23 protein-coding genes and 1 riboswitch are annotated in these 23,949 nt (G+C 70.4%); of the genes, 20 read left to right on the plus strand and 3 right to left on the minus strand.

Going from position 1 to position 23,949, the window contains the following annotated elements; all coding sequences use genetic code 11:
* Nucleotides 1-3 precede the first annotated feature (3 nt).
* The 17 genes from hpt to BMY97_RS13455 all read left to right on the plus strand — a co-directional run bounded on the left by hpt (nucleotide 4) and on the right by BMY97_RS13455 (nucleotide 16,440).
* Nucleotides 4-555 (plus strand): hypoxanthine phosphoribosyltransferase, encoded by a 552-nt coding sequence (gene hpt / locus BMY97_RS13375; RefSeq protein ID WP_091617139.1) that lies wholly within the window; start codon nucleotides 4-6, stop codon nucleotides 553-555.
* A gap of 215 nt (nucleotides 556-770) precedes the next feature.
* Nucleotides 771-1,136, plus strand: coding sequence for a hypothetical protein (locus BMY97_RS13380; protein ID WP_091617140.1), 366 nt, complete (start codon nucleotides 771-773; stop codon nucleotides 1,134-1,136).
* Nucleotides 1,137-1,158: 22 nt separating this feature from the next.
* Nucleotides 1,159-2,562 (plus strand): hypothetical protein, encoded by a 1,404-nt coding sequence (locus BMY97_RS13385; RefSeq protein ID WP_245787306.1) that lies wholly within the window; start codon nucleotides 1,159-1,161, stop codon nucleotides 2,560-2,562.
* Nucleotides 2,563-2,643: 81 nt separating this feature from the next.
* Nucleotides 2,644-3,444, plus strand: coding sequence for an ESX secretion-associated protein EspG (locus BMY97_RS13390; RefSeq protein ID WP_091617141.1), 801 nt, complete (start codon nucleotides 2,644-2,646; stop codon nucleotides 3,442-3,444).
* Nucleotides 3,445-3,557: 113 nt separating this feature from the next.
* Entirely contained in the window at nucleotides 3,558-4,382 is an 825-nt protein-coding gene (locus tag BMY97_RS13395) for an ESX secretion-associated protein EspG (RefSeq protein WP_091617142.1), read from the plus strand.
* Between the two features lie 202 nt (nucleotides 4,383-4,584).
* Nucleotides 4,585-7,005 (plus strand): ATP-dependent zinc metalloprotease FtsH, encoded by a 2,421-nt coding sequence (gene ftsH / locus BMY97_RS13400; RefSeq protein ID WP_091617143.1) that lies wholly within the window; start codon nucleotides 4,585-4,587, stop codon nucleotides 7,003-7,005.
* Nucleotides 6,977-7,594 carry a GTP cyclohydrolase I FolE gene (gene folE / locus BMY97_RS13405; RefSeq protein ID WP_091617144.1) on the plus strand — a complete coding sequence of 206 codons (618 nt, stop codon included), beginning with the start codon at nucleotides 6,977-6,979 and terminating at the stop codon, nucleotides 7,592-7,594. Before ftsH ends, folE begins: the two co-directional genes overlap by 29 nt.
* Nucleotides 7,591-8,433 carry a dihydropteroate synthase gene (folP, locus tag BMY97_RS13410; protein ID WP_091617145.1) on the plus strand — a complete coding sequence of 281 codons (843 nt, stop codon included), beginning with the start codon at nucleotides 7,591-7,593 and terminating at the stop codon, nucleotides 8,431-8,433. The genes folE and folP overlap by 4 nt, the downstream gene beginning before the upstream one ends.
* Nucleotides 8,426-8,785 carry a dihydroneopterin aldolase gene (gene folB, locus BMY97_RS13415; protein ID WP_091617146.1) on the plus strand — a complete coding sequence of 120 codons (360 nt, stop codon included), beginning with the start codon at nucleotides 8,426-8,428 and terminating at the stop codon, nucleotides 8,783-8,785. The genes folP and folB overlap by 8 nt, the downstream gene beginning before the upstream one ends.
* On the plus strand, nucleotides 8,782-9,276 hold the full coding sequence (folK, locus tag BMY97_RS13420; protein WP_091617147.1) for a 2-amino-4-hydroxy-6-hydroxymethyldihydropteridine diphosphokinase: 495 nt from the start codon (nucleotides 8,782-8,784) through the stop codon (nucleotides 9,274-9,276). The genes folB and folK overlap by 4 nt, the downstream gene beginning before the upstream one ends.
* A 69-nt stretch (nucleotides 9,277-9,345) precedes the next feature.
* Nucleotides 9,346-9,807, plus strand: coding sequence for a DUF3180 domain-containing protein (locus BMY97_RS13425; RefSeq protein WP_091617148.1), 462 nt, complete (start codon nucleotides 9,346-9,348; stop codon nucleotides 9,805-9,807).
* Between the two features lie 69 nt (nucleotides 9,808-9,876).
* Nucleotides 9,877-11,799: a DUF6779 domain-containing protein gene (locus BMY97_RS13430; protein WP_091617149.1), complete on the plus strand. Its 1,923-nt coding sequence runs from the start codon at nucleotides 9,877-9,879 to the stop codon at nucleotides 11,797-11,799.
* Nucleotides 11,800-11,995: 196 nt separating this feature from the next.
* Nucleotides 11,996-13,117 (plus strand): PrsW family intramembrane metalloprotease, encoded by a 1,122-nt coding sequence (locus BMY97_RS13435; RefSeq protein ID WP_425425276.1) that lies wholly within the window; start codon nucleotides 11,996-11,998, stop codon nucleotides 13,115-13,117.
* Nucleotides 13,118-13,306: 189 nt separating this feature from the next.
* The gene (locus tag BMY97_RS13440; RefSeq protein ID WP_091617151.1) at nucleotides 13,307-14,209 is read left to right on the plus strand and encodes a Rossmann-like and DUF2520 domain-containing protein; all 903 of its coding nucleotides are present in this window, start codon (nucleotides 13,307-13,309) and stop codon (nucleotides 14,207-14,209) included.
* Nucleotides 14,206-15,114 carry a pantoate--beta-alanine ligase gene (panC, locus tag BMY97_RS13445; RefSeq protein WP_091617152.1) on the plus strand — a complete coding sequence of 303 codons (909 nt, stop codon included), beginning with the start codon at nucleotides 14,206-14,208 and terminating at the stop codon, nucleotides 15,112-15,114. The genes BMY97_RS13440 and panC overlap by 4 nt, the downstream gene beginning before the upstream one ends.
* 13 nt (nucleotides 15,115-15,127) lie before the next feature.
* Nucleotides 15,128-15,622, plus strand: coding sequence for an aspartate 1-decarboxylase (gene panD / locus BMY97_RS13450; RefSeq protein ID WP_091617153.1), 495 nt, complete (start codon nucleotides 15,128-15,130; stop codon nucleotides 15,620-15,622).
* Between the two features lie 44 nt (nucleotides 15,623-15,666).
* A complete protein-coding gene (locus BMY97_RS13455) occupies nucleotides 15,667-16,440 on the plus strand; it encodes a type III pantothenate kinase (RefSeq protein WP_091617154.1) in 774 nt (257 codons plus the stop codon).
* A 27-nt stretch (nucleotides 16,441-16,467) separates the two neighbouring features.
* Here BMY97_RS13455 and BMY97_RS13460 read toward each other — a convergent pair whose 3' ends face one another.
* Both BMY97_RS13460 and BMY97_RS13465 read right to left on the minus strand, forming a co-directional pair.
* Entirely contained in the window at nucleotides 16,468-16,782 is a 315-nt protein-coding gene (locus tag BMY97_RS13460) for a DMT family transporter (protein ID WP_091617155.1), read from the minus strand.
* A 33-nt stretch (nucleotides 16,783-16,815) separates the two neighbouring features.
* Nucleotides 16,816-16,877: riboswitch (guanidine-III (ykkC-III) riboswitch) on the minus strand.
* 50 nt (nucleotides 16,878-16,927) lie between these two features.
* Nucleotides 16,928-17,695: a class I SAM-dependent methyltransferase gene (locus BMY97_RS13465; protein ID WP_091617156.1), complete on the minus strand. Its 768-nt coding sequence runs from the start codon at nucleotides 17,693-17,695 to the stop codon at nucleotides 16,928-16,930.
* A 94-nt stretch (nucleotides 17,696-17,789) separates the two neighbouring features.
* Here BMY97_RS13465 and lysS point away from each other — a divergent pair, with 94 nt between their 5' ends.
* Together lysS and BMY97_RS13475 are read left to right on the plus strand one after the other, a co-directional pair.
* Nucleotides 17,790-19,298: a lysine--tRNA ligase gene (gene lysS, locus BMY97_RS13470; RefSeq protein WP_091617157.1), complete on the plus strand. Its 1,509-nt coding sequence runs from the start codon at nucleotides 17,790-17,792 to the stop codon at nucleotides 19,296-19,298.
* A gap of 146 nt (nucleotides 19,299-19,444) precedes the next feature.
* Nucleotides 19,445-19,798 (plus strand): histone-like nucleoid-structuring protein Lsr2, encoded by a 354-nt coding sequence (locus BMY97_RS13475; protein ID WP_091617158.1) that lies wholly within the window; start codon nucleotides 19,445-19,447, stop codon nucleotides 19,796-19,798.
* A gap of 385 nt (nucleotides 19,799-20,183) precedes the next feature.
* On the opposite strand, the gene BMY97_RS13480 is transcribed toward BMY97_RS13475, so the two are convergent.
* Nucleotides 20,184-21,008, minus strand: coding sequence for a (2Fe-2S)-binding protein (locus BMY97_RS13480; protein ID WP_091617159.1), 825 nt, complete (start codon nucleotides 21,006-21,008; stop codon nucleotides 20,184-20,186).
* Nucleotides 21,009-21,375: 367 nt separating this feature from the next.
* Here BMY97_RS13480 and BMY97_RS13485 point away from each other — a divergent pair, with 367 nt between their 5' ends.
* A complete protein-coding gene (locus BMY97_RS13485; protein WP_091617160.1) occupies nucleotides 21,376-23,934 on the plus strand; it encodes an ATP-dependent Clp protease ATP-binding subunit in 2,559 nt (852 codons plus the stop codon).
* The last annotated feature ends 15 nt before the right edge of the window (nucleotides 23,935-23,949 follow it).

Here is a 23,949-nt window from a genome sequence, read left to right on the forward strand (position 1 = left end):
CCCGTGTACGAGGGCGAGATCGCCTCCGTGCTCATCACCGAGCAGCAGATCAACGAAAAGATCGCGGAGCTGGCGGCCAAGATCGCCGCGGATTACCCCGAGAACGGGCAGGGCGAACTCCTGCTGGTCGGCGTCCTCAAGGGCGCCGTCATGTTCATGACGGACTTCGCGCGGGCGCTGCCGTTGCCGACCCAGCTGGAGTTCATGGCTGTGTCGTCGTACGGCTCGTCCACGTCGTCTTCCGGGGTGGTGCGCATCCTCAAGGACCTCGACCGCGACATCGCGGGGCGGCACGTCCTGATCGTCGAGGACATCGTCGACTCCGGCCTGACGCTGTCGTGGCTGCTGAAGAACCTGGCGAGCCGGAATCCGGCGTCGCTCGAGGTCGTCTCGCTGCTGCGCAAGCCCGACGCCGTGAAGGTGGAGGTGCCGGTGAAGTACATCGGCTTCGACATCCCGAACGAATTCGTGGTCGGCTACGGCCTCGACTACGCCGAGCGCTACCGCGACCTGCCCTACATCGGCACGCTGGACCCGCGGGTCTACACGTCGTGACGAACGCCCGGTGAACCTCACCGGGCGTTCGCGCGTGTGGATGGCGGAGGCGGTTTGTCCACAGGTTCGCGGAACCTGTTGCGGCGATCACCCCCGGTACGGAACCCTGGGTCAGGCGATCGCGTCATAGGTGCCGACCAGGTGCGTTAACCTATGCGAAGACCTATTGCCATGCGGGCGGGGCGAGCTCGCGCGGGGGAACGGAGAGAGGGCAGATGGGCAACAGCAGCTTGGCCGACGCCAACGCGTTCAAGAACGCCGCCGCCAACGGTCAGGTCGGCATCGATCCTGACGCGGCACAGACTGTGCTGAACAAGATCCGCACCGGCAAGGACGCGATCGAGGCCCTGCTCAACAGCTCGGGCTCGCTGGCGCAGCCGCCGAAGCTGGGGGCCAACCCGGTCGGCCAGGCGATGGCGGCGAAGTTCGTCCAGCGCGCCGACGGCGGCGGCGACTCCTACGCCTCCGCGCTGAAGAACCTGCTCGACCAGTACGAGGCGGCCGAGCAGGGCATCGTCACGGCGATGTCGAAGTACCACGAGATCGACCAGTCCGCCGCCGACCCGTTCCGCAAGGCCTGACGTCCGAGGGGGATCACCAGTCATGGCACCGAATCACGACAACAGCGGCACCGGGCAGCAGCAGACGCCGCTCTCGCCGGGGACGTCCGGCACGCCCCTCGTCCCGATGGGCGACAACTCCGAGTCGCAGAGCATCGTCGCGTCCGCGCGCTCCAGCGCCGGCGGTTTCGAGATGGGTGGCGACCGCGCCATCGCCAACCCGCCGAACTGGAACTCGCAGCAGAGCCAGGAGCTCTACAACGGCGCGGTCACCGACAACGACCCCGGCACCGCCGAGGCCACCGGCCAGCAGTGGACCAAGCACGGCACCGAGCTGAAGCAGGCGTCGGACCACCTCTACAACGCGATTTCCGAGCTGGGCAACGCCTGGGTCGGCCATGGTGCTGCGGGTGCGCAGGGCGCGCTCGTGTCCATCGCCAACTCCGGCCAGCAGGCCTCGGACGCCGCGCACACGATGGCCGACCGCCTCGGCAAGCAGGCCTCGGCCGCCGCCGAGGTCAAGAAGATGCCGGCCCCGCGCGACTTCGACCCGAAGCAGGCGATGGCCGCCGCGCTGGCCGGCGGTCCCGCCGCGATGGCCGCGGACCAGAAGGTCCAGGCCGACGCCGCGAACGACGTCAAGGCGCAGCAGGTCGCGTTCTTCAACGCGTACACGCAGTCGATGAGCGAGGTCGACGGCTCGACCCCGAGCTTCGGCCCCGATTCGCTCGGCATGAAGCCCACTGCCTCGCACTTCAACGGCAACTCGTTCAACTCGCTCAACGGCGGCTCGCACTCCGGCAACATCGCCGGCGGGCCCGGCGTGGGCACCCCCGCTTTCGGCGGCCCGGTCGGCGTCGGCGCCGGCGGTCACGCCAGTGCCCTCGGCACCGGCGGCCCGCACGTCACCGGTGATTCGGGCACGTACGGCGCTTCCGGCGCGGCCCCGGCCGCCCTCCCCGCGGCGGGCTCGGGTGCCGGTGCGGGCGCGGTGAGCGGCGCTGCCGCGATCACCCCGTCGGCTCCGGCCGGCGGCGGCGGTGCCGGTGGGGTCGGCTCGGCACTCGGACTGGGCGCGGTCAGCGGCGGCCTCGGCTTCGCCGGCGCCAAGCTGGGCCAGGGCACCCGCAGCGGGTCTCGGAACAACGAGGAGAGCACGTCCGCGGCGGCCGAGCACCAGAACGGCCAGAGCGCGGCTTCGGCGGTTCCGCAGCAGGGCGGTGTGGTCCCCGCCGGCGGCACCATCGGCGGCCAGACCGCGGCACCCGGCATGGGCGGCAGCATGGGCGGTATGGGCGGCGGCATGGGTGGCGGCCAGGGCCAGGAGGACGAGGAGCACACGCACGCGTCGTTCCTCATCGAGCCGGACCCGGACGACGCCTTCGGCGCCAACGAGGCCACCCCGCCGCCGGTCATCGGCGCGTGGTCGGACGAAGACGACGACTGAAGCCTTTCCCACGGGCGCGCGGCCTTTCCGGCCGCGCGCCCGTGTTTTTCCTGAAACGCTGGTGTGACAAGGGGCTGGTCGATGCCGAACGCGGAGCTGCTCACCCCGCTCGAGCTGGACTTCCTGTGGGAGTCGGCCGGGATGGGGGAACTGCCGTACCCGCTGCGGGTGCGCTCCCACGGGGGCACCGTGGACGAACGGGCCGCGCTGCGCGGGCAGGCGCTCAACGGACTGGCACAACGCGGGCTGGCGGACGGGCGCGGGCGGCCGGAACCGCACGTCGAGGACTTCTTCGGCATCCTCGCCTCACCCGACCTGAGCCTGGACTCCGTCCAGCTGATCGACCCGAACGCGGAGCCGCTGCTGGCCGTCGCGGGCGCGCTCGGCGGCCAGGGACTGCTGGCCGTCCAGGACACGCGTGGACTGCACCTTCAGCCCTGTCCGGCGGACGGCCTCGCGACGGCGATCGTTTCGCTGCTGCCGGGCGCTCCGCGCGGCACGGAGAAGTCGATCACGGTGCCGTTGGAACAGCTCGTGGGCGCCTCGGGCGTCGACTTCATGCAGCGGCGCGGCAACCAGGTGGACGCGTCGGGCCGGGCCAGCGTGGACGAGGACCGCAAGGCCCTCGCGCGGCTGCACGCCCAGCCCCGGCTGCGCGGCGGCCAGGTCGGCGCCAACGCCCGCAACCGCATGGGCGGCCGGAGCCGCTCCCCGGTGCTCAGCTGGTTCGACACCGAGAGCGGGCGGTACTTCACGCAGGCCACCAGCGGCCGCGACGGGCGTGACTGGATCACCATCGCCCCGGCCGACGCCGCCACATTGCGCCACCGTCTCGGCGAGATGCTCTCCGGCGCGGCACAGGCGAGCACCGCCGCCTTCTGACGGTCCGGCCCGCGGACGGGCCGGTCCCTGTTCACGTGGAAAGCGTTGACCCGGGCCAGGCCCTCCGCGCTACGCTGAGCCAGAGTTCGATCCTGGAGAGTGAGCAGCACCGCATGCAGCAAGAGTTCTTCACCCCGCTGGCGTTCGACTTCCTCTGGGAGTCCATGAAGCTGGGCGAGCTGCCGTACCCGCTGCGGGTGCGGTCGCACGGCGCCACCGAAGACGAGCGAGTCTCGCTGCGGCACCGGGTCGACGTCGAGCTGAAGGCGCGCGGCGTCCGCGATTCCCGCGGTTACGTCGAGCCGCGCCTCGACGACTGGCTCGGCCTGCTCGCCCGCGGCCCGGTGTCGATCGACGCGGTGCACATCCCGCAGTTCCAGGCCCACCCCATCGCGATCCTCGCCGCGGGCGACGACCGCACCGGCGTGGTGGCGATCCAGGACGGCGACGGCATCTGGCTGCGCGGCGTCCCGTCGGACGGTTTGGCGTCCGCGGTGATCGACCTGCTGCCGGCGGGACCCCGCGGCAGCGAGGCCTCCGTCACACTCCCGCTCGACGAGGCGCTGAACACGCGCCCGATCCGCGTGCCCGTCTCGGCTTCGAGCGGGCCCGCCGAGGCCGAGGAGAAGGGGCGCCGGGGGAGGCGTCAGTCACTAAGCGAGCGCGTGACGGTCGACCCGAAGGAGACGTACGGGCTGATCTCGGGCCAGCCCCGGCAACGCGGCGGTCAGCTGGCAGCGAACAGCCGGTCGTCGCTCGGGAGCCGGCAGCGGTCCCGCGTGCTCGGCTGGTTCGACACCGCCACCGGGCGTTACCTGAGCCTCTCACGTGCGGGTTCGGACGGCCGTGAATGGGTGACGGTGGCTCCGGCGGATCCCAAAACACTGCGTACGCGGCTTGGTGAGATGGTGGCGTCTGTGGCGGTTGACACACGCTAGGGTGACCGGGTCCGGAACGATCCGGGAACCCTGGTGCGGTATCGCCCGTTGACCTGCGTGAGGCTCATCGGGGTCCAGCGTCCGCCCGGACGGTACCCTGATGTAACCGGTGCGGGAGCACCATGGGTTGTCAAGATCGTGATGGCGGGTATCACAGGAGCCGCCCAACCAGGGAGGGTCGAGGCCACCAGGGCCGAGTCGTATGAACCGGAAGAGCGTGCTCAGGAACCCACTGCTGTGGATCGTCGCGGGGTTGCTGGCGTTGTTCGCCTACAACACGATCTTCGACAGCGATCGTGGATACACCCAGGCTCCCATCTCAGTGGCTGATCAGCAGATCAAGCAGAACCACGTCAAGGAAGCAAGCCTCGAGGACAAGGAGCAGCAGGTCAAACTGCTGCTCACGCAGAAGATCGACGTCGACGGGACGCAGACCGACCAGATCGTCGCGCAGTACCCGGCGAACGCTTCGCAGGAGATCTACGACAAGATCCTGGCGGCGAACAACGGCGGTCAGCCGATCAAGTTCACCACCAAGGTCACGCAGCAGAGCATCCTGACGCAGATCCTCATCTTCGCGATCCCGCTGGCGCTGGTCCTCGGCCTGCTGATGTGGATGATGAACAACGCGCAGGGCGGCGGCAACCGCGTCCTCAACTTCGGCAAGTCCAAGGCGAAACAGCTGAACAAGGACATGCCCAAGACCACCTTCGGCGATGTCGCGGGTGCGGACGAGGCTGTCGAAGAGCTGTACGAGATCAAGGACTTCCTGCAGAACCCGGCGCGATATCAGGCGCTCGGCGCGAAGATCCCGAAGGGCGTGCTCCTGTACGGGCCGCCAGGCACCGGTAAAACGCTGCTCGCGCGAGCCGTCGCCGGTGAAGCGGGAGTGCCGTTCTACACGATCTCCGGCTCGGACTTCGTCGAGATGTTCGTCGGTGTCGGTGCCTCGCGAGTGCGTGACCTGTTCGAGCAGGCCAAGCAGAACGCGCCGTGCATCATCTTCGTCGACGAGATCGACGCGGTCGGCCGCCAGCGCGGCGCCGGCCTCGGCGGCGGGCACGACGAGCGCGAGCAGACGCTGAACCAGCTGCTGGTCGAGATGGACGGCTTCGACGCCCGCGGCGGCATCATCCTGATCGCGGCCACCAACCGGCCCGACATCCTGGACCCGGCGCTGCTGCGCCCGGGCCGGTTCGACCGGCAGATCCCGGTGTCGGCACCCGACATGCGCGGCCGCCGCGCGATCCTCGAGGTGCACGCCAAGGGCAAGCCGATCGCGCAGGGCACCGACCTGGGCAGCCTGGCCAAGCGGACCGTCGGCATGTCCGGCGCCGACCTGGCCAACGTGCTGAACGAGGCCGCGCTGCTCACCGCCCGCAAGAACGGGCACGTGATCGGCGACGTCGAGCTGGAGGAGTCGGTCGACCGCGTGGTCGGCGGGCCCGCCCGCAAGAGCCGGATCATCTCCGAGAAGGAGAAGAAGATCACGGCCTACCACGAGGGCGGGCACGCGCTCGCCGCGTGGGCGATGCCGGACATCGAGCCGGTCTACAAGCTGACGATCCTGCCGCGCGGTCGCACCGGTGGGCACGCCCTGCTCGTCCCCGAGGACGACAAGGAGCTGATGACCCGCTCGGAGATGATCGGCCGGCTGGTGTTCGCCATGGGCGGGCGCACGGCTGAAGAGCTGGTCTTCCACGAGCCCACCACCGGCGCGTCGGCCGACATCGAGCAGGCGACGAAGATCGCGCGCTCGATGGTCACCGAGTACGGCATGAGCGCGCGGCTCGGCGCGGTCAAGTACGGCCAGGAGCAGGGCGACCCGTTCCTGGGCCGCTCGGCCGGCCGCCAGGCCGACTACTCGCTCGAGGTGGCGCACGAGATCGACGAGGAGGTGCGCAAGCTCATCGAGACCGCGCACACCGAGGCGTGGCACGTGCTCAACACCTACCGCGACGTGCTCGACGAGCTGGTCATCGAGCTCCTGGAGAAGGAGACGCTGACCCGCAAGGACCTGGAGCGGATCTTCGCGACGGTCGAGAAGCGCCCGCACATCACCGTGTTCAACGAGTTCGGTGAGCGGACGCCGTCGGACAAGCCGCCGATCAAGACCCCGGGCGAGCTGGCGATGGAGCGCGGCGAGCCGTGGCCTCCGCCGGAGAAGGAGAACAAGCCGGTCCGCCAGCCCGAGCCGACCCCGGTCGGCACCGCGCCCGGAGCCGGCGACCTGCCCGGCGGGCCGCCGTACCCGGCCCCGGACCCGAACGCCAACCCGTACGCGCCGCCGCAACCGGGCGCGCACCCCAACGGCGGCCGTCCGAACGGTGGGCCGAACGGCACCGGTTACCGGCCCCAGTCGTATGGTGGTCAGCAGCCGGGCGGTCCGGCAGGCGGCTACTACCCGGGTGGCCCGGGTGGTGCGCAGAGCGGGCCGCCGAACTACGGTGCGCCCCCGGGGTGGACCCCGGCGACGTCGCCGGGCGGCAACCCCGGCCAGCAGTCCTGGCGTCCCGCCGAAGACCGTCCGTCTGAGCAGGGCTGGTTCGCCGATGGGGCGAACGGCCAGCAGCCGGACGAGGGGCAGCAACGGCGTGACGTGGACGGACCAGACAAGCAGTAACAACGGCGTGGCCCGCCCGGTCTTCGATCAGGACCGGGCGGAGAACGCCGTCCGCGAGCTCTTGCTCGCCTGCGGCGAAGACCCGGACCGGGATGGCCTCAAGGACACCCCGGCCCGGGTCGCTCGCGCTTACCGGGAGATGTTCAGCGGGCTGTACCTCGACCCGGCCGAGGTGCTGGACAAGACGTTCGACGAGTCCCATGAGGAGCTCGTGCTCGTCACCGACATCCCGATGTTCTCGACCTGCGAGCACCACCTGCTCTCCTTCCACGGGGTCGCGCACGTCGGCTACATCCCGAACGCCAACGGCAAGGTCACCGGGCTGTCCAAGCTGGCCCGGCTGGTCGACCTCTACGCGAAGCGGCCGCAGGTCCAGGAGCGGCTGACGTCGCAGGTGGCGGACGCGCTGGTGCGGAAGCTGGAGCCGCGCGGGGTGATCGTGGTGATGGAGGCCGAGCACCTCTGCATGTCGATGCGCGGGATCCGCAAACCGGGCGCGCGCACCACCACTTCGGCCGTACGGGGGCTGTTGCGGACGTCCGCGTCCTCGCGGGCCGAGGCGATCGAGCTGATCAAGGGGCGAAGGTGAGCTCGCTGCCCGCGCCGGGGCGGTGCGCGGTGATGGGGGTCCTCAACGTGACCCCCGATTCGTTTTCGGACGGTGGCCGTTACCTCGACACGGACCAGGCGCTCGACCACGCCCGCCGGATGTGGGCGCGCGGCGCGGACCTGATCGACGTCGGCGGCGAGTCCACCCGGCCCGGCGCGTTGCGCGTCGACGCCGAGACGGAGGTCGCGCGGGTGCTGCCGGTGATCCGGCAGCTGGCCGGTGAGGGCGTGGCGCTGTCCGTCGACACCACCCGGGCCGCGGTCGCGGCGGCCGCGCTGGAGGCCGGCGCGCGGGTGATCAACGACGTCTCCGGCGGCCTCGCCGACCCGGGCATGGCGCACGTCGCCGCGGACAGCGGGGCACCGTGGGTGCTGATGCACTGGCGCGGGCACAGCAAGGACATGAACGCGCTCGCCAGCTACACCGACGTCGTCGCCGAGGTGCGGGCCGAGCTGCTGTCCCGAGTGGACGAAGCCCTCGCGGCCGGGGTGAAGCCGGACGCCATCGTGCTCGACCCCGGTCTCGGCTTCGCCAAGCAGGCCGAGCACGACTGGGCGCTGCTGCACGGGCTGGACTCCTTGCTGGAGCTGGGTTTCCCGGTGCTCGTCGGTGCTTCGCGCAAGCGGTTCCTCGGCCGTCTGCTGTCCGGAAAGGACGGCGAGCCACGGCCGCCGTCCGGCCGGGAGGACGCCACTGCCGCCCTTTCGACGCTTGCCGCCGCGGCGGGTGCTTGGGGGGTGCGCGTGCACGAGGTGGGTGCTTCGCTCGACGCGGTCGCCGTCGCGGCCGCCTGGTCACGAGGACGGGCCGATGGCTGACCGCATCACACTCACCGGGCTGCGGGTGTTCGGCCGCCACGGCGTCTTCGAGCACGAGAAGCGCGACGGGCAGGAGTTCGTCGTCGACATCACCGTGTGGCTCGACCTCGGCCCGGCCGCGGCCTCCGACGACCTGACCAAGACCCTGCACTACGGCGAGCTGGCGGAGCTGGCGGCGGGCATCGTCGCGGGCGAGCCGTACGACCTGATCGAGAGCGTCGCGGGCCGGATCGCCGACGGGGTGCTGCTCGACGCCCGGCCGAACGCCGTGGAGGTCACCGTGCACAAACCGTCCGCGCCGATCCCGCTGACTTTCGACGACGTCGCCGTCACCGTCCGGCGGGAGCGGTGAGCCGCGCCGTCCTCTCGCTCGGCTCGAACCTCGGCGACCGCCTCGGGTACCTGCGCGGCGCGGTCGACGCCGTGCGGCCGTGGCTGGTCGCGGTGTCCGGCGTCTACGAGACGAAGCCGTGGGGGGTCGAGGAGCAGCCGGACTTCCTGAACGCCGTCTGCGTCGTCGACGACCCCGCGCGTGACCACTGGGCCTGGCTGCGCGCCGGGCAGGCAGCCGAACGGGCCGCCGGCCGGGTGCGCGAGCAACGCTGGGGCCCGCGCACGCTGGATGTCGACATAGTGACAGTCGACGGCGTCCGCTCGGACGATCCCGAACTGCTCCTGCCGCACCCGGGCACCCCGGACCGTGCGAGCGTCCTCGTCCCCTGGCTGGAGATCGAGCCGGCGGCGGTCCTGCCCGGCCACGGGCCCCTGGCGGACCTGCTGGCGCTGCGGCCGGAGTCCGATCGCGCGGGGGTCGTCCGGCGGCCGGACCTCTCGCTGGCCTGACGCCGGACTCCCGATTCGGGCGACGGCGCGCCAAACCGCATGCCCAGGGCCCCTCGGTACGGTGGGGCCATGCACTTCACCCGGCCCCGCGACCTGGTGGTGGCCGCGGTACTCGGCCTCGTCCTGATCTACGTGGTGTTCCAGTTCGCGTACGGCGACCTGCCGCAGCTCCCGCTGCTGGCCGGGGTCACCTTCGCGGTACTCGCTGTGATCGAGGTGATCCTGGCTTACTCGATCCGGTCGAGAATCCGTGGCGGACGAGTGGTCGGAGCGATCGGGATTGCACGCTCGGTAGCGCTCGCCAAGGCGTCCTCGTTGGCCGGGGCCTTCATGACGGGGGCCTGGGTGGCCGCGTTCGCCTATGTTTTTCCGCGACGTGACGAACTCGTCGCGGCCGTCTCGGACAGCCGCTCGGCGGTGGCCGGCGTGGTGTGCTCCGCGCTGCTGGTAGCTGCGGCTTTGTGGCTGGAGCACTGCTGCCGGACCCCCTCGGAGAGCGATCGGGGCGGCACTCGCGGGACGACCGGTTAGCGATCGAAATCGGCCGCTCGAAGTACCGACTAGGTCTCGTTCGGGTCACTGGAAGGTACGGTGTCAGGCATGACCGGCGTGGGTGACGACTCGCGCGGCCGCCTTCTGGGTAGGCCGTGGCTTGTTGTCGGATTCCTCCTCGTCATCGGAGCCACTCTCGCACTGGTGCTCAGCAACGACCTCCGGTTCCTCCGGCTGGGCATCGTCGCCGCCCTCTGGGCCGCCCTGATCGGCGCCTTCCTGGCCGTGAGGTATCGCAAGCACGCGGCACACAGCGAGGACACGGTCGCCGAGGCGCAGGCGGTATACGAGTTGGAACTGGAACGCGAGATCGCGGCTCGGCGTGAGTACGAGCTGGAGATCGAAGCCGAAACGAGGGAGGCCGCACAGGCCCATTCGCGCGAGGAGCTCGAAGCTCTGCGCGCCGAGGTGTCCGCGCTGCGGGACAGCCTGCAGTCGCTGTTCGGCGGCGAGGTGCTGCTCGAGCGGGTCGCGCTGACCGCGCAGGCCACGCGCATGCGCGCGCTGAACGACGAGCAGCGGCTCGTCTCCGCGGGTTCGGAGACCAAGAACGGCAACGGCAAGAAGCCGGCCCAGCTGATGGCGCCGAAGAAGCCGGCGGTCGAGGTCAACGAGCGGCCGACCGAGCTGATGGACCGCGTGCTCGACTCCGCGGCCGTCGAGCGCCGGCGCAAGCCGTCGAACGGCGCGGGCCCGCACGGCCCCGGCGGCCAGCAGGGGCCGAACGGCAAGCCGCCGTCCACCGTCAACACCCAGCGCACGCAGCAGATCTCGCGGCCGAAGCCGGGCAACCGCCCGCAGCCGGAACCGCAGGAGTCGGCCGCCGCGCGGGCGGTCAAGGCCGCCGAGTTGCGGGCCGAGGCCTCGCGCCGGGAGGCCTCCGAGTCACAGCCGACCCGCACTGTCGCGCCGGTCGCGAAGCCCGAGTCCTCGTCCGCCGAGGCGACGCGGCACGTGCCGCGCCCGCAGCCGCGTCAAGAGGAGCGGCCCGCCGAGGAGTCCCGGCCCGCGATGCGTCCGGCTTATCGCGCGGAGATGTCCCAGCCGGAGATGCGACGCGTCGAGGCTCGTCCGTCCGAGGCATCCCAGTCCGGGATGCGGCGGGTGGAGCAGCGTGGCGAGGCGTCGCAGTCGGACATGCGCTGGGTGGAGCCACGCTCGGCCGAAGCGTCGCAGTCCGGGATGCGGCGGGTGGAGCAGCGTGGCGAGGCGTCGCAGCCGAGCATGCGCCGGGTCGAGCCGCCCGTTTCGCGTTCCGAGGTGTCGCGGCCGGACCTGCCGCGGGTGTCGCCTGCCGCCGGTGAGGCCACGGCCACCTGGAAGCCCGCTTGGGACGGTGGCCGCAAGCCGGGTGAGAACCTCAGCGCCGCGTTCCAGAAGCGGGACGATTTCGCGGAGCGGCCGCGTCCGTCGGCGAAGCCGGACAACCCGCCGAAGCCGCGTACGGACCTGCCGTCGCTCGACACACCGGTGCACGTGCCGGACCCCGCGCCGCGCAAGCCTTCGCGGCTGGAGCAGTTCTCGCGCGCGGACCTTTCGCCGCTTTCGTCCGAGCCGACCCCGGCGCCCACGTCGCGGCACGGTGCGCACCGCTCGTCGGACGAGGAGCCGGCCGAGTCGTCGGTGAACCCGACGCTCCCGGAGGCCGTCCGCAGCAGCGTCGCGAACAAGGGCGGTGGCCGTCGCCGCCGCTCCGACGACGAGTCCACGCCGACGCCCGAGCCCACCGGTGGCGGCCGCCGTCGCCGCGCGGACGGCGAGCCGCCGTCGTGGGAGGGCATGGGGTCTTCGCCGAGCCACCGCGAGGCCAAGCCCGAGCCGCAGGAGCCGAGGCCGGCCCGTGGCCGCCGTTCCGCGGAGGACGCTCCGCAGAGCGGTTCCCACACCGCGGGCCGCTCCGTGACGGAGTTGCTGGCCGCCAACGGAGCCGACGCCCCGAGCCCGCGGCGTCGTCGCCGAGCGGAAGACTGACGCCGTTCTCGGCTGATCGCCTACACCGGGCGACCGGGCAGTTTCACGACTGCCCGGTCGGCCGGTGGTTTTTTCGGTGCTGACAAGGCGATTCCGACAGTTGGGCGACCAGGCACGACAGCACCTCCCCGCCCCCGTAGGGTGACTGCCCGTGAGCGGATCCCTCTCCAGCGCACCGGGCGCCGTCCGGAGCCGGCTGCCCCGCCGGGTCACCGTCCTGCTGCCCGTGCTCGGGCTGCTCGTGGTGGCCCTCTGCGGCCTGTTCCTGTTCGGCCTGGCGACGGCGCGGGTCGGCTGGCTCGCGGTGGCCATCGGGGTGGTCGCGGCGCTGGTGCCGGTCGGGGTGGTCGTCGCGGGATTCCTGTGGGTGGACCGGTGGGAGCCGGAGCCCGCGAAGCTGCTTCTGGCCGCCTTCGCGTGGGGTGCGTGCGTTGCGACGATCACCGCGCTGCTCATCAACAGTGGCGCCGAAGCCGTGGGCGACATGCTGCTCGGCAGCGGCGCCGGCAGCAAAGTCAGCGCGCTCGTTTCCGCGCCTCTCGTCGAGGAAGCGGTGAAGGGCGCTTTTGTCCTGTTCATCTTCTGGCGCCGCAGTTCCGAGTTCGACGGGATCGTCGACGGCATCGTGTACGCGGGCTTCAGCGCCGCCGGTTTCGCGTTCACCGAGAACATCTACTACTTCGGCCGCGCGTTCGCGGATTACGGCTTCGGCAACGGCGCCAACGCCGGCGTCCTCGCCGCCTTCTTCCTGCGCGGGGTGCTTTCGCCGTTCACGCACCCGCTGTTCGGCGTGATGACGGGCATCGGGTTCGGTGTGGCGGCGCGGACCAGGCAGAAGGCGGTGCGGATCCTCGCGCCGCTCGGCGGTTACGTCGTGGCCGTGTGCCTGCACGCGCTGTGGAACAGCTCGGCGATCCTCGGCGGCTCCAAGGCGTTCCTGACCGTCTACTTCCTGATCATGGTGCCGCTGTTCATCGGCGTCTTCTACGTGATCGTGCTGCAGCGCCGCCGGGAACAGCGGATCGTCGCCGCCGCGCTGCCGAGGATGGCCGCGGCGAGGTGGATCGCGCCGTCGGAGGTCGAGCTGCTGGGCAGTCTGTCCGGACGGCGGGCGTGGCGGCGCCAGGCCCGCCGCGAGTCCGGCAAGGCCGCGGCGAAGGCCGTCGGCCAGTACCAGGCGAGCGTCACCGAGCTGGCCTTCCTGCGCCGGCAGCGACTGCGGACCGACGACGACCGCCGGCGTCAGGACGAGCTGCTGCGGACGCTGAGGTCGGCGCGCGCCGAGGCCGTCCGTCTGGCGACGGACCCCACTGGGTGAAGCTGGTCACCTTCAACTCTGTCCGCCGGGCGGATCGGGGCTACTCTCGCGCCGTCGTCTGGTACCCGCGCCGTAAGAGCGGGACTGGAACGAGCCAAGGGAGTCAGCGAGCCATGAGCGTCCACAGGCGCACGCCATGATCGAGCCGGCGGATGGACCAGCCACGCCGAGCGTCAGCGAAGTGGGCCCGTGAACCGGCCCGCCCGCCTCGCCGTGGGCGTGGTGTCGACCGGCCGGGTCGGCAGCGTGCTCGGCGCGGCGCTGGCCCGCGCGGGCCACACCGTGGTCGCCGCGTCGGGGCTGTCCGCGGCGTCCGTCGCCCGGGCCGAGCGCCTGCTCCCCGACGTCCCCCTGCTGCCGCCCGACGAGGTCGTCCGGCGCGCGGACCTGGTGCTGCTGGCGCTGCCCGACGACGCGCTCGCGGGCATGCTGCGCGGCCTGGTGGCCACGGAGTCGCTGCGGGCGGGCCAGATCGTCGTGCACACCTCCGGCGCCCACGGCGTGGACGTCCTCGCGCCCGCCGCCGAGGCCGGCGCGCTGCCGCTGGCGCTGCACCCGGTGATGACGTTCACCGGCCGCGCCGAGGACCTGGAACGGCTGGCCACCGCCAGCATCGGCGTCACCGCGACGGCCGAGGACGAGGCGGCGTGGAACGTCGGCGAGGCGCTCGCCGTCGAGATGGGCGCCGAGCCGGTGCGCATCCCCGAGGAGTCCCGCGCGCTCTACCACGCGGCGCTGGCCCACGGCTCGAACCACCTGATGACGCTGGTCGCGGATTGCACGGAACTGCTCCGCAAGGCCGGAATCGGGCAAGCGGAACGACTCGTCGCACCGCTGCTTTCGGCGGCACTGGATAATGTCCTCCGACACGGCGACCGGGCCTTCACCGGTCCGGTCGCGCGTGGTGACCTCGGCACCGTCCGCAAGCACCTCGCGGTGCTGACGGAGGCGTCGCCGGAGATCGCCCCCGCCTACCGGGCACTGGCCCGGCGCACGGCGGAGCGGTCCCGGGCCGCCGGACAGCTCGACCCGGCGGCCGCCACCGAGCTCACCGAACTTCTCGACGACCCCGCCGAAGGACAGAACCCGTGACCACACCGAAGTTCCAGCGCGGCACGTTGAACACATTCCAGCCGCCCGAGCACATCAGCCAGGTGAGCCACGCGCTGCGCGCGGTCGGCCGCAAGGTCGCGCTCGTGCCCACCATGGGCGCCCTGCACGACGGGCACCGCGAGCTGCTGCGCCGCGCGAAGCGGGTGCCGAACACGATCGTCGCCGCGTCGATCTTCGTGAACCCGCTGCAGTTCGGCGAGGGCGAGGACTTCGAGGCCTACCCGCGCCCGCTGGACGTCGACCTCGCCACCCTGGCCGAAGCCGGCGTCGAGCTGGCCTTCACACCCAAGGCGTCGGACCTCTACACCGAGGGCGCGGCCGTCACCGTGCACCCCGGCCCGCTCGGCGACGAGCTGGAGGGCGCCGCGCGGCCCGGCCACTTCTCGGGCGTGCTGACCGTCGTGGCGAAGCTGCTCAACCTGCTTCGCCCGGACTACGCGTTCTTCGGGGAGAAGGATTACCAGCAGCTCGTGCTGGTGAAGCGGATGGTGCGGGACCTGAACATCGGCACCCACGTGATCGGGGTGCCGACGGTGCGCGAGCGGGACGGGCTCGCGCTTTCTTCACGCAACGTCTACCTGACGCCGGAGCAGCGGGAGGACGCCGTGGTGCTGTCCGCGGCGCTGTCCGCGGGGGCGCACGTCGGGCGCGACGGGGCGGAAGCGGTTTTGGACGTGGCCCGCCGGACTCTGGCCGCGCGTCCCCAGGTGGCGGTGGACTACCTGGAATTGAGGGGAACCGATCTCGGGCCGGCGCCCGTCGACGGTGAGGCACGGCTGTTGATCGCCGCCCGGGTGGGGAGCACCCGGCTGATCGACAACGTGGGACTGCTGCTCGGAAACGCGGTGGAGCATCCGAGCGTGGAGCTGGACGCAGGGGAATAAGGGAGAGTCCACGATGTACCGCACGATGCTGAAATCCAAGATCCACCGGGCCACGGTGACCCAGGCGGATCTGCACTACGTGGGGTCGGTGACCGTCGACGAGGACCTGATGGAGGCCGCCGACCTGCTGCCGGGCGAGCAGGTGTCCATTGTGGACGTCACCAACGGGGCCCGCCTCGAGACGTACGTGATCAAGGGCGAGCGGGGCAGCGGCGTGCTCGGCATCAACGGTGCCGCCGCGCACCTGGTGCACCCGGGCGACATCGTCATCCTCATCGCCTACGGGCAGATGGACAACGCCGAGGCGCTCGAGTACGAGCCGCGGGTGGTGTTCGTCTCCGAGGACAACCGGATCGTCGAACGCGGCGCGGACCCGGCGCACGTGCCGGAGGGCTCGGGGCTGCTGTCGGGCACCGTCCTGCTGCCGGACGAGGACATCATCGCGTTCCCGGTGGCGGAGACGGCCGACGCGCGCCGCCTGGACGCGCTGCTGCACGCGGAAAGCTGAATCAACCCCACCGCCACCGGCGGGAAAGCAGTAAAGGAAAACGCGTGCTGCTCACCGTCGACGTCGGCAACACCAACATCGTGCTCGGCCTGTACGAGGGGCAGCAGCTCGTCGGCGACTGGCGCATGCGCACCGACGCGCGCATCACCGCCGACGAGCTCGCGCTCACCATGCGCGGCCTGCTCGGCGCGCACGCCGACGCGGTCACGGGCATCAGTGCGCTGTCCACGGTCCCGGCGGTGCTGCGCGAACTGCGCGTGATGCTGGGCCGCTATTACGCGCGGCTGCCGAAGATCGTCGTCGAGCCGGGGGTGCGCACGGGCGTGCCCCTGCTCGTCGACAACCCCAAGGAGGTCGGCGCGGATCGGCTGGTGAACACCCTCGCCGCCCACCACCTGCACGCCACCGCCTGTGTGGTGGTCGACTTCGGCACGTCCACGAACGTCGACGCGATCTCCGCCAAGGGGGAGTTCCTCGGCGGCGCGTTCGCGCCCGGGATCGAGATCTCGGTGGACGCGCTGGCCGCGCGCGCCGCGGCGTTGCGCAAGGTGGAGCTGGTGCCGCCGCGGTCGGTGATCGGCAAGAACACCGTGGAGTGCCTGCAATCCGGCATCCTCTACGGCTTCGCGGGCCAGGTCGACGGGCTCGTCCGCCGGATCGTGCGCGAGCTGGAGCCGGACGGCGCCCGGCCGGTCGCGGTGATCGCGACCGGCGGGCTGGCGCCGCTGGTGCTCGGCGAGTCGGAGACGATCAAGGAGCACGTGCCGGACCTGACCCTGATGGGCCTGCGGCTGGTGTACGAGCGCAACGTGCGTTGAGCCTTCAGCGCAGCCCCAATGCAGCCCCTAGTGCAGCACCTTCAGCCCGACCACCCCGGCGACGATCAGGACCAGGCAGGCGATCCGGCCGAACGACGCCGGGTCGTGCTGGGCCACGATGCCGTAGACGGCGGTCCCCACCGCGCCGATCCCGACCCACACCGCGTAACCGGTGCCGAGCGGAATGGTGCGCAGCGCGTACGCGAGACCGCTCATGCTGAGCAGCAGCGCGACGCCGAAGGTGATGATCGGGATGGGGCGGCTGAAACCCTTCGCCGCGCCGAGTGCGGCAGCCCAAACGGTTTCGAGTACGCCGGAGACGATGAGCACGAGCCAGGACATGAGCGGAGCCCTTCGCAGTGACTTTTCAGGGGCACTGCGTCGTCTTGTCCTGACCGGGTACGACGCTCTCGTCCGGGACGCCGAGGCGTCACTGATGAAATTAGCACCGCCCGGGCCGCGCGGCGGGTGACCTTCGTCGCCGGGGTCAGAGCCGCCGGGCGCGGAACACGGTGGTGAGCAACGGCAGGTCGAACTCGCCGTTTCCGGTCGCCGGGTTCGAGAGCAGGTACGCGCGCGCCGCGGCGAGGATCCGGTCGCGCTCCGCCGGCTCGGCCACCAGCAGGTGCGAGTGGGTGGCGACCGTCGCCAGCAGCGAGTCGACCGTCCGCCGTTGCGCGTGGTGGAACCGGTTCTCTTCGAACGGCGCGAAACCCGGTGGCGTGTCCAGCGTCCGCTCGCCGCTGGCCCAGGCCTGGCTCACGCCGCTGCGCACGATGGCGGAGAACTCGGCGACCCACGGCACGCTCACGTCGTCGTGATTCCACAGCGGCTGCACGATCCCGCCCGGCCGCAGCACCCGCGCGATTTCGGCGAACGCGGGCTCCAGGTCGAACCAGTGCAGTGCCTGGCCGATGAACACCGCGTCCACCGAAACATCGGGCAGCGGGATTTCCTCGGCCTTGCCGAGCAGCGCGGTGACGTCCGGCAGCAGCCGGGTCAGCTCGGCCAGCATGCCCGGGTCCGGCTCCACCGCCGTCACCGAGACGCCCAGCTCCACGAGGCCCTGCGTGAGCTTTCCCGTGCCCGCCGCCAGGTCCAGCCCGTCCTTCGCCGGGTGCGCGACGCCTTCGAGGCCCCAGGCCAGCGCGGCCCGCGGGTAATCGGGCCGGTGCTCGGCGTAGGCGGCCGCCTCTTCGCCGAACGACGAGGCGCGCCGGGAGTGCAGTTCCGGGTCATGCGTGGGTTCGGTCACAAGATCTCAGCGTAATACTCGAAAGGCCCGGGCCCGCGGCGCGAAGGGTAATCCGGTTGGCGTAGGCGGCCATCGGCTTCGTACGCTATGCGCCATGACCGAATTCCCCGCGTCCGACGCGCTGCCCGATGACGACCTGCCCGAACAGATGCGGGTGCGCCGGGACAAGCGCGACCGGATAATCGCGGAGGGTGCCGATCCTTACCCCGTCGAGGTTCCCCGCACCCACTCGCTCGCCGAGATCCGGGCGGCGCATTCGGATCTCCCGGCCGACACCGGCACTGGTCAGACGGTCGGCGTCACCGGCAGGGTGATGTTTCTCCGCAATACGGGCAAACTGTGTTTCGCCACTCTTCGTGAGGGTGAGGGCACGGAACTGCAGGCGATGATCAGCCTCGCGAAGGTCGGCGAGCAGGCGCTCGCGGCGTGGAAGTCCGATGTCGATCTCGGTGACCACGTATTCGTCGAGGGCGAGGTGATCACTTCCAAGCGCGGTGAGCTTTCCGTGATGGCGGACAAGTGGCAGCTCACGTCCAAGGCCTTGCGCCCGCTGCCCGTCGCGCACAAGGAGCTGGCCGAGGAAACGCGAATCCGGCAGCGTTATGTCGACCTGATTCTGCGCGACCGGGCGCGTGATGTGGTGCGCACCCGCGCCGGCGTCGTGCGCTCGTTGCGCGAGTCGTTCCACCGGCGTGGATTCACCGAGGTCGAGACGCCGATGTTGCAGACCCTGCACGGCGGCGCCGCGGCTCGGCCTTTCGTCACGCATTCGAATGCGTTCGACCTCGAGCTGTACCTCCGGATCGCGCCCGAGCTGTACCTCAAGCGCTGTGTGGTGGGCGGGATCGAGAAGGTTTTCGAGATCAACCGGAACTTCCGCAACGAGGGCAGCGACTCCTCGCACTCGCCCGAGTTCGCGATGCTGGAGTACTACGAGGCCTACGCCACGTACGACACCAATGCCGTGATGACGCGGGAGCTGATCCAGGAGGCCGCGGAGAACGTCCTCGGTACCCAGATCGTCACCCTCGCCGACGGCACCGAGTACGACCTTTCCGGCGAATGGACGACGCTCGGGATGTACGAGTCGCTCTCGGCCGCGCTCGGTGAAGAAGTGACGCCGGAGACATCGGCCGAGGCGCTGCACAAGTTCGCCGAAGCGCGTGCTATCGAGGTCGATCCGAAACTCGGTCACGGCAAACTCGTGGAAGAACTGTGGGAACACCTCGTCGGCGACGATCTTCAGGCTCCCACTTTTGTCCGTGATTTTCCGCTCGAGACCTCGCCTCTGACCAGGCAACACCGCACTCGCGCGGGGGTCGCGGAGAAGTGGGACCTCTACATACGCGGTTTCGAACTCGCGACCGGTTACTCCGAACTGGTGGACCCCGTGGTGGAACGCCAGCGGCTGACCGAACAGTCCCGGCTGGCGGCCGGGGGCGATAGCGAAGCCATGCCTCTCGACGAGGATTTCCTCCGGGCCCTCGAGTACGGAATGCCCCCGAGCGGCGGTGTCGGAATGGGTGTCGACCGGCTGCTGATGGCGCTGACCGGGCTCGGTATCCGGGAGACGATCCTCTTCCCGCTCGTCCGGCCCGAATAGCCGTCGCGCAGAACCGCTGAGGTTTATCTCAATCGAGATTTGCACAGGTCGGGGTGAGCGGGTATTAATACAGGTGTCAAAGACTTCTGTCCCGGGGCTCGCCCCGTACCCAGATCATTCGCGTAAGCCCCCGCAGGAGGAAACAGATGGCACAGAAGGTGCTGGTCTCGCTGGTCGATGACCTCGACGGCAGTGAGGCTGAAGAGACTCTCGAGTTCGGTTTGGATGGCGTGAGCTACCAGATCGACTTGTCCTCGGAAAACGCCGAGGAGTTGCGCGACGCGCTCGCCCAGTACGTCGAGCACGCCCGCCGCGCCGGTGGTCGTAAGCGCGCGGCCCTTCGTCCGGTCGCGGGCGGGAAGGCGGCGGCGCGGCCGGCCACGGTCGACCGCGAGCAGAACCAGGCGATTCGCTCTTGGGCGCGTAAGAACGGCTACCAGGTTTCCGATCGCGGACGCATCCCGTCCGAGGTCGTGGAGGCTTACCACAAGAAGAACTGAGGGGCTCTGACGCTTCGAAGCGGCCGCCGGGTTATCTCCGGCGGCCGTTTTTGTTGTCCGTTTCCTGTCCGGTTCCGCGGTGTGCCGGCCGGTGCTCACGCCGCCGCCTCGTTCGGCCGGTATATCCGGATCACCCACGTGCCGGTCCGAGGCGCGCCGATCGGCCGCCATTGTTTACCCGGTGTCGGCGGTCGAGTACTCGACGAGTCGGCGTGCCCGACCGCTTTGCCGTCGGCAACTTGTCGATTGCAGCGATCATTTCCCCGCCGGGACCCCATTTCCGCACGGATTCCGCCAATTCGCCGCCGGGCCGCGCACCTGCGGGACCCCGCGAGTGGTGATCCGGCCTGGACCTGCTGGAAGTCCACCCGGCCGGGCTAATCCTTCAGCGGGCGCAGACCCGCGGGCACTCTCCGCACTCGGCTTCGCCGGGCAGCAGGTAGGAGAAGCAGCAGCTCTCGCGACGGCGAGCCCACTCGCGGTGGCCGTCCGGGCCGTCGGTGAGCCGCAGGGTCGAGGCCGAGGTCAACGGACGATGACGCTCGTCGAGCACCAGTGCCGCGTCGGCGACGCCCGCGCCCTCCGCGTCCTGGGTGCCGCCCTGGCGGCCGGCCCACCAGAGCGAGTTGTCGAGCGCGTCCGTCGCGGCGGCCCACAGCATGCGGCGGCCGAGCCGGGTTCCCGGCGCGTACGCGCGGACGAATCGGGCGGCGTGGGCCACGTACTGGGCCCGCAGCACGCCGGCCAGCGCGCGCTCGTCACGCACCACTGTCGCCTCCGGGCGGGCCGAGCCGGGATCGGTGGGCAGGCAGTAGAACGCGTCGCCCAGCACCGCCATCCCCTCCGGGTGCGGGCGGTCTTCGCCGAGGCCGAACGCGAGGAGTTCCGGTTTGAGGGAAGGAACCCGGCGCTCGTGGTGCAGCAGCAGCGCGCCGACGTACGCGGGCACGTGGAGGTACCAGGACATGACGTAACTGGCGGCGGTCTGCGAAGGCGCCGAGCCGTGCTCCCCGATCAGCCACGAGGACAGCACCTCGCGCCACTCGTCGAACAGCACCGGCCGCGCGAGCAGGTCGGCGCAGCGGAACCAGTCGGCCGGCACGTCGCGTCGCAGCTCCCCGCGCTCCTGCAGCCCCCCGACCCGCAGCAACGAGGAGGCGAGGCCGTCGCCGACATCGCGGGCATCGCGGAAGGACCGCTGCTGGTTCACCGCGGCCCTCCTGTCCGCCAACCTCATTAGGCCTGCCTAACCTTACAGGCGATCGCCGACTACGCCAATCGGGTGCCCAACTGGTGGAACTCGCAGCGCACAGGGCGTGTTCGCGGTGAGCGGACAGGGGGCCCCGAGCGGAATCCGGGTGGCGGTTCGCACGTTCTCCTTGACGTAAAGGTGCAGGGCAACCGGATGATGAGGGGTGACCGGACGGTCACCGGCCGGGTGCGAAAGGACCACCGAGAGCAGTAGTGGTACGTCAGCGCGACCGCGCGGCTACTACAGTGGTCTGCACGGTGCTGTCCGTCGTGGGTTCGTTCCACGAAGGAAACGGGCCGCCGACGCAGCAGTCGAGGGAGTGCGCATGTTTGAGAGGTTCACCGACCGCGCGAGGCGGGTGGTCGTCCTGGCCCAAGAAGAGGCCCGGATGCTCAACCACAACTACATCGGCACCGAGCACATCCTCCTGGGTCTGATCCACGAGGGTGAGGGTGTCGCCGCCAAGGCGCTGGAGTCGCTGGGCATTGCCCTCGAGGGAGTGCGCCAGCAGGTCGAGGAGATCATCGGCCAGGGCCAGCAGGCGCCGAGCGGGCATATCCCGTTCACGCCGCGGGCGAAGAAGGTGCTGGAGCTGTCGCTGCGCGAAGCGCTGCAGCTCGGCCACAACTACATCGGCACGGAGCACATCCTGCTGGGCCTGATCCGCGAGGGCGAGGGTGTCGCCGCGCAGGTGCTGGTCAAGCTGGGCGCGGACCTGAACCGGGTGCGCCAGCAGGTGCTGCAGCTGTTGTCGGGTTACCAGACCGGCGAGAAGTCGACCGAGTCCGGCTCCGGCCGCGGCGAGGGCACGCCGTCGTCGTCGCTGGTGCTGGATCAGTTCGGCCGCAACATGACCGTGCTGGCCCGCGAGGGCAAGCTCGACCCGGTCATCGGGCGCGGCAAGGAGATCGAGCGGGTCATGCAGGTGCTGTCGCGGCGCACCAAGAACAACCCGGTCCTGATCGGTGAGCCCGGCGTCGGCAAGACCGCCGTGGTGGAGGGGCTGGCGCAGTCCATCGTCAAGGGCGAGGTCCCGGAGACGCTGAAGGACAAGCAGCTCTACACGCTGGACCTGGGTTCGCTGGTCGCCGGCTCCCGGTACCGCGGTGACTTCGAAGAGCGCTTGAAGAAGGTGCTCAAGGAGATCAAGACCCGCGGCGACATCATCCTGTTCATCGACGAGCTGCACACGCTCGTCGGCGCGGGTGCCGCGGAGGGCGCGATCGACGCGGCGTCGATCCTGAAGCCGATGCTGGCCCGGGGCGAGCTGCAGACGATCGGCGCGACCACGCTCGAGGAGTACCGCAAGTACATCGAGAAGGACGCCGCGCTGGAGCGCCGGTTCCAGCCGATCCAGGTCGGCGAGCCCTCGCTCGAGCACACGATCGAGATCCTGAAGGGCCTGCGGGACCGGTACGAGGCGCACCACCGCGTCTCGATCACCGATTCGGCGCTGGTCGCGGCGGCGACGCTGGCCGACCGGTACATCAACGACCGGTTCCTGCCGGACAAGGCGATCGACCTGATCGACGAGGCCGGCGCCCGGATGCGGATCCGCCGGATGACCGCGCCGCCGGACCTGCGCGAGTTCGACGAGAAGATCGCCGACGTGCGCCGGGACAAGGAGTCCGCGATCGACGCGCAGGACTTCGAGCGGGCCGCGCGGCTGCGGGACGAGGAGAAGACCCTGCTGGGCCAGAAGGGCGAGCGGGAGAAGCAGTGGAAGGACGGCGACCTCGACGTCGTCGCCGAGGTCGACGACGAGCAGATCGCGGAGGTGCTGGCCAACTGGACCGGCATCCCGGTGTTCAAGCTGACCGAGGAGGAGACCACCCGGCTGCTGCGCATGGAGGAGGAGCTCCACAAGCGCATCATCGGGCAGGAGGACGCGGTCAAGGCCGTGTCCCAGGCGATCCGCCGTACCCGCGCCGGGTTGAAGGACCCGAAGCGGCCGTCGGGGTCGTTCATCTTCGCCGGGCCGTCGGGTGTCGGCAAGACCGAGCTGTCGAAGGCGCTCGCGGCGTTCCTGTTCGGTGAGGACGACGCGCTCATCCAGATCGACATGGGCGAGTTCCACGACCGCTACACGGCCTCGCGGCTGTTCGGTGCCCCTCCCGGCTACGTCGGGTACGAAGAGGGTGGCCAGCTGACCGAGAAGGTGCGGCGCAAGCCGTTCTCGGTGGTGCTGTTCGACGAGATCGAGAAGGCGCACCAGGAGATCTACAACACGCTCCTGCAGGTGCTGGAAGACGGCCGGCTCACCGATGGCCAGGGCCGCACGGTCGACTTCAAGAACACGGTGCTGATCTTCACCTCGAACCTGGGCACGTCGGACATCTCCAAGTCCGTCAGCCTCGGCTTCTCCTCCGGAGCGGACGTGTCGAACCGCTACGAGAAGATGAAGCAGAAGGTCAACGAGGAAATGAAGAAGCATTTCCGGCCGGAGTTCCTGAACCGGATCGATGACATCATCGTGTTCCACCAGCTCACCCAGGACCAGATCATCCAGATGGTCGACCTGATGATCGGGCGGGTGGAGAAGCAGCTCAAGGCCAAGGACATGGAGATCGAGCTGACCGGGAAGGCCAAGGCACTCCTGGCCAAGCGCGGCTTCGACCCGGTGCTGGGCGCGCGGCCGCTGCGTCGCACGATCCAGCGGGAGATCGAGGACCAGCTCTCGGAGAAGATCCTCTTCGGCGAGATCGAAGCCGGCCAGATCATCCTGGTCGACGTCGACGGCTGGAGCGGCAACCCCGAAGACCGCGACGACGAAGCCCACTTCACCTTCCGCGGTGAGAAGCGCCCGTCGTCCGTCCCGGACGCGCCGCCCGTCTCGATCGGGGCCGTCGGCCACGACGAGAACCACGAAACCGAAGCGGACTGACGTCTCGGCCGATCA

The sequence above is a fragment of the Amycolatopsis saalfeldensis genome, assembly GCF_900110575.1.
Classification (GTDB): Bacteria; Actinomycetota; Actinomycetes; order Mycobacteriales; family Pseudonocardiaceae; genus Amycolatopsis; species Amycolatopsis saalfeldensis.

Bases quoted from the DNA above. Each gene is read 5' to 3' on its own strand.
- BMY97_RS13380 (WP_091617140.1), top strand. From the start codon at position 771: ATGGGCAACAGCAGCTTGGCCGACGCCAACGCGTTCAAGAACGCCGCC.
- BMY97_RS13385 (WP_245787306.1), top strand. From the start codon at position 1,159: ATGGCACCGAATCACGACAACAGCGGCACCGGGCAGCAGCAGACGCCG.
- BMY97_RS13390 (WP_091617141.1), top strand. From the start codon at position 2,644: ATGCCGAACGCGGAGCTGCTCACCCCGCTCGAGCTGGACTTCCTGTGG.
- BMY97_RS13395 (WP_091617142.1), top strand. From the start codon at position 3,558: ATGCAGCAAGAGTTCTTCACCCCGCTGGCGTTCGACTTCCTCTGGGAG.
- ftsH (WP_091617143.1), top strand. From the start codon at position 4,585: ATGAACCGGAAGAGCGTGCTCAGGAACCCACTGCTGTGGATCGTCGCG.
- folB (WP_091617146.1), top strand. From the start codon at position 8,426: ATGGCTGACCGCATCACACTCACCGGGCTGCGGGTGTTCGGCCGCCAC.
- BMY97_RS13425 (WP_091617148.1), top strand. From the start codon at position 9,346: ATGCACTTCACCCGGCCCCGCGACCTGGTGGTGGCCGCGGTACTCGGC.
- BMY97_RS13430 (WP_091617149.1), top strand. From the start codon at position 9,877: ATGACCGGCGTGGGTGACGACTCGCGCGGCCGCCTTCTGGGTAGGCCG.
- panD (WP_091617153.1), top strand. From the start codon at position 15,128: ATGTACCGCACGATGCTGAAATCCAAGATCCACCGGGCCACGGTGACC.
- BMY97_RS13460 (WP_091617155.1), bottom strand. From the start codon at position 16,782: ATGTCCTGGCTCGTGCTCATCGTCTCCGGCGTACTCGAAACCGTTTGG.
- lysS (WP_091617157.1), top strand. From the start codon at position 17,790: ATGACCGAATTCCCCGCGTCCGACGCGCTGCCCGATGACGACCTGCCC.
- BMY97_RS13475 (WP_091617158.1), top strand. From the start codon at position 19,445: ATGGCACAGAAGGTGCTGGTCTCGCTGGTCGATGACCTCGACGGCAGT.
- BMY97_RS13485 (WP_091617160.1), top strand. From the start codon at position 21,376: ATGTTTGAGAGGTTCACCGACCGCGCGAGGCGGGTGGTCGTCCTGGCC.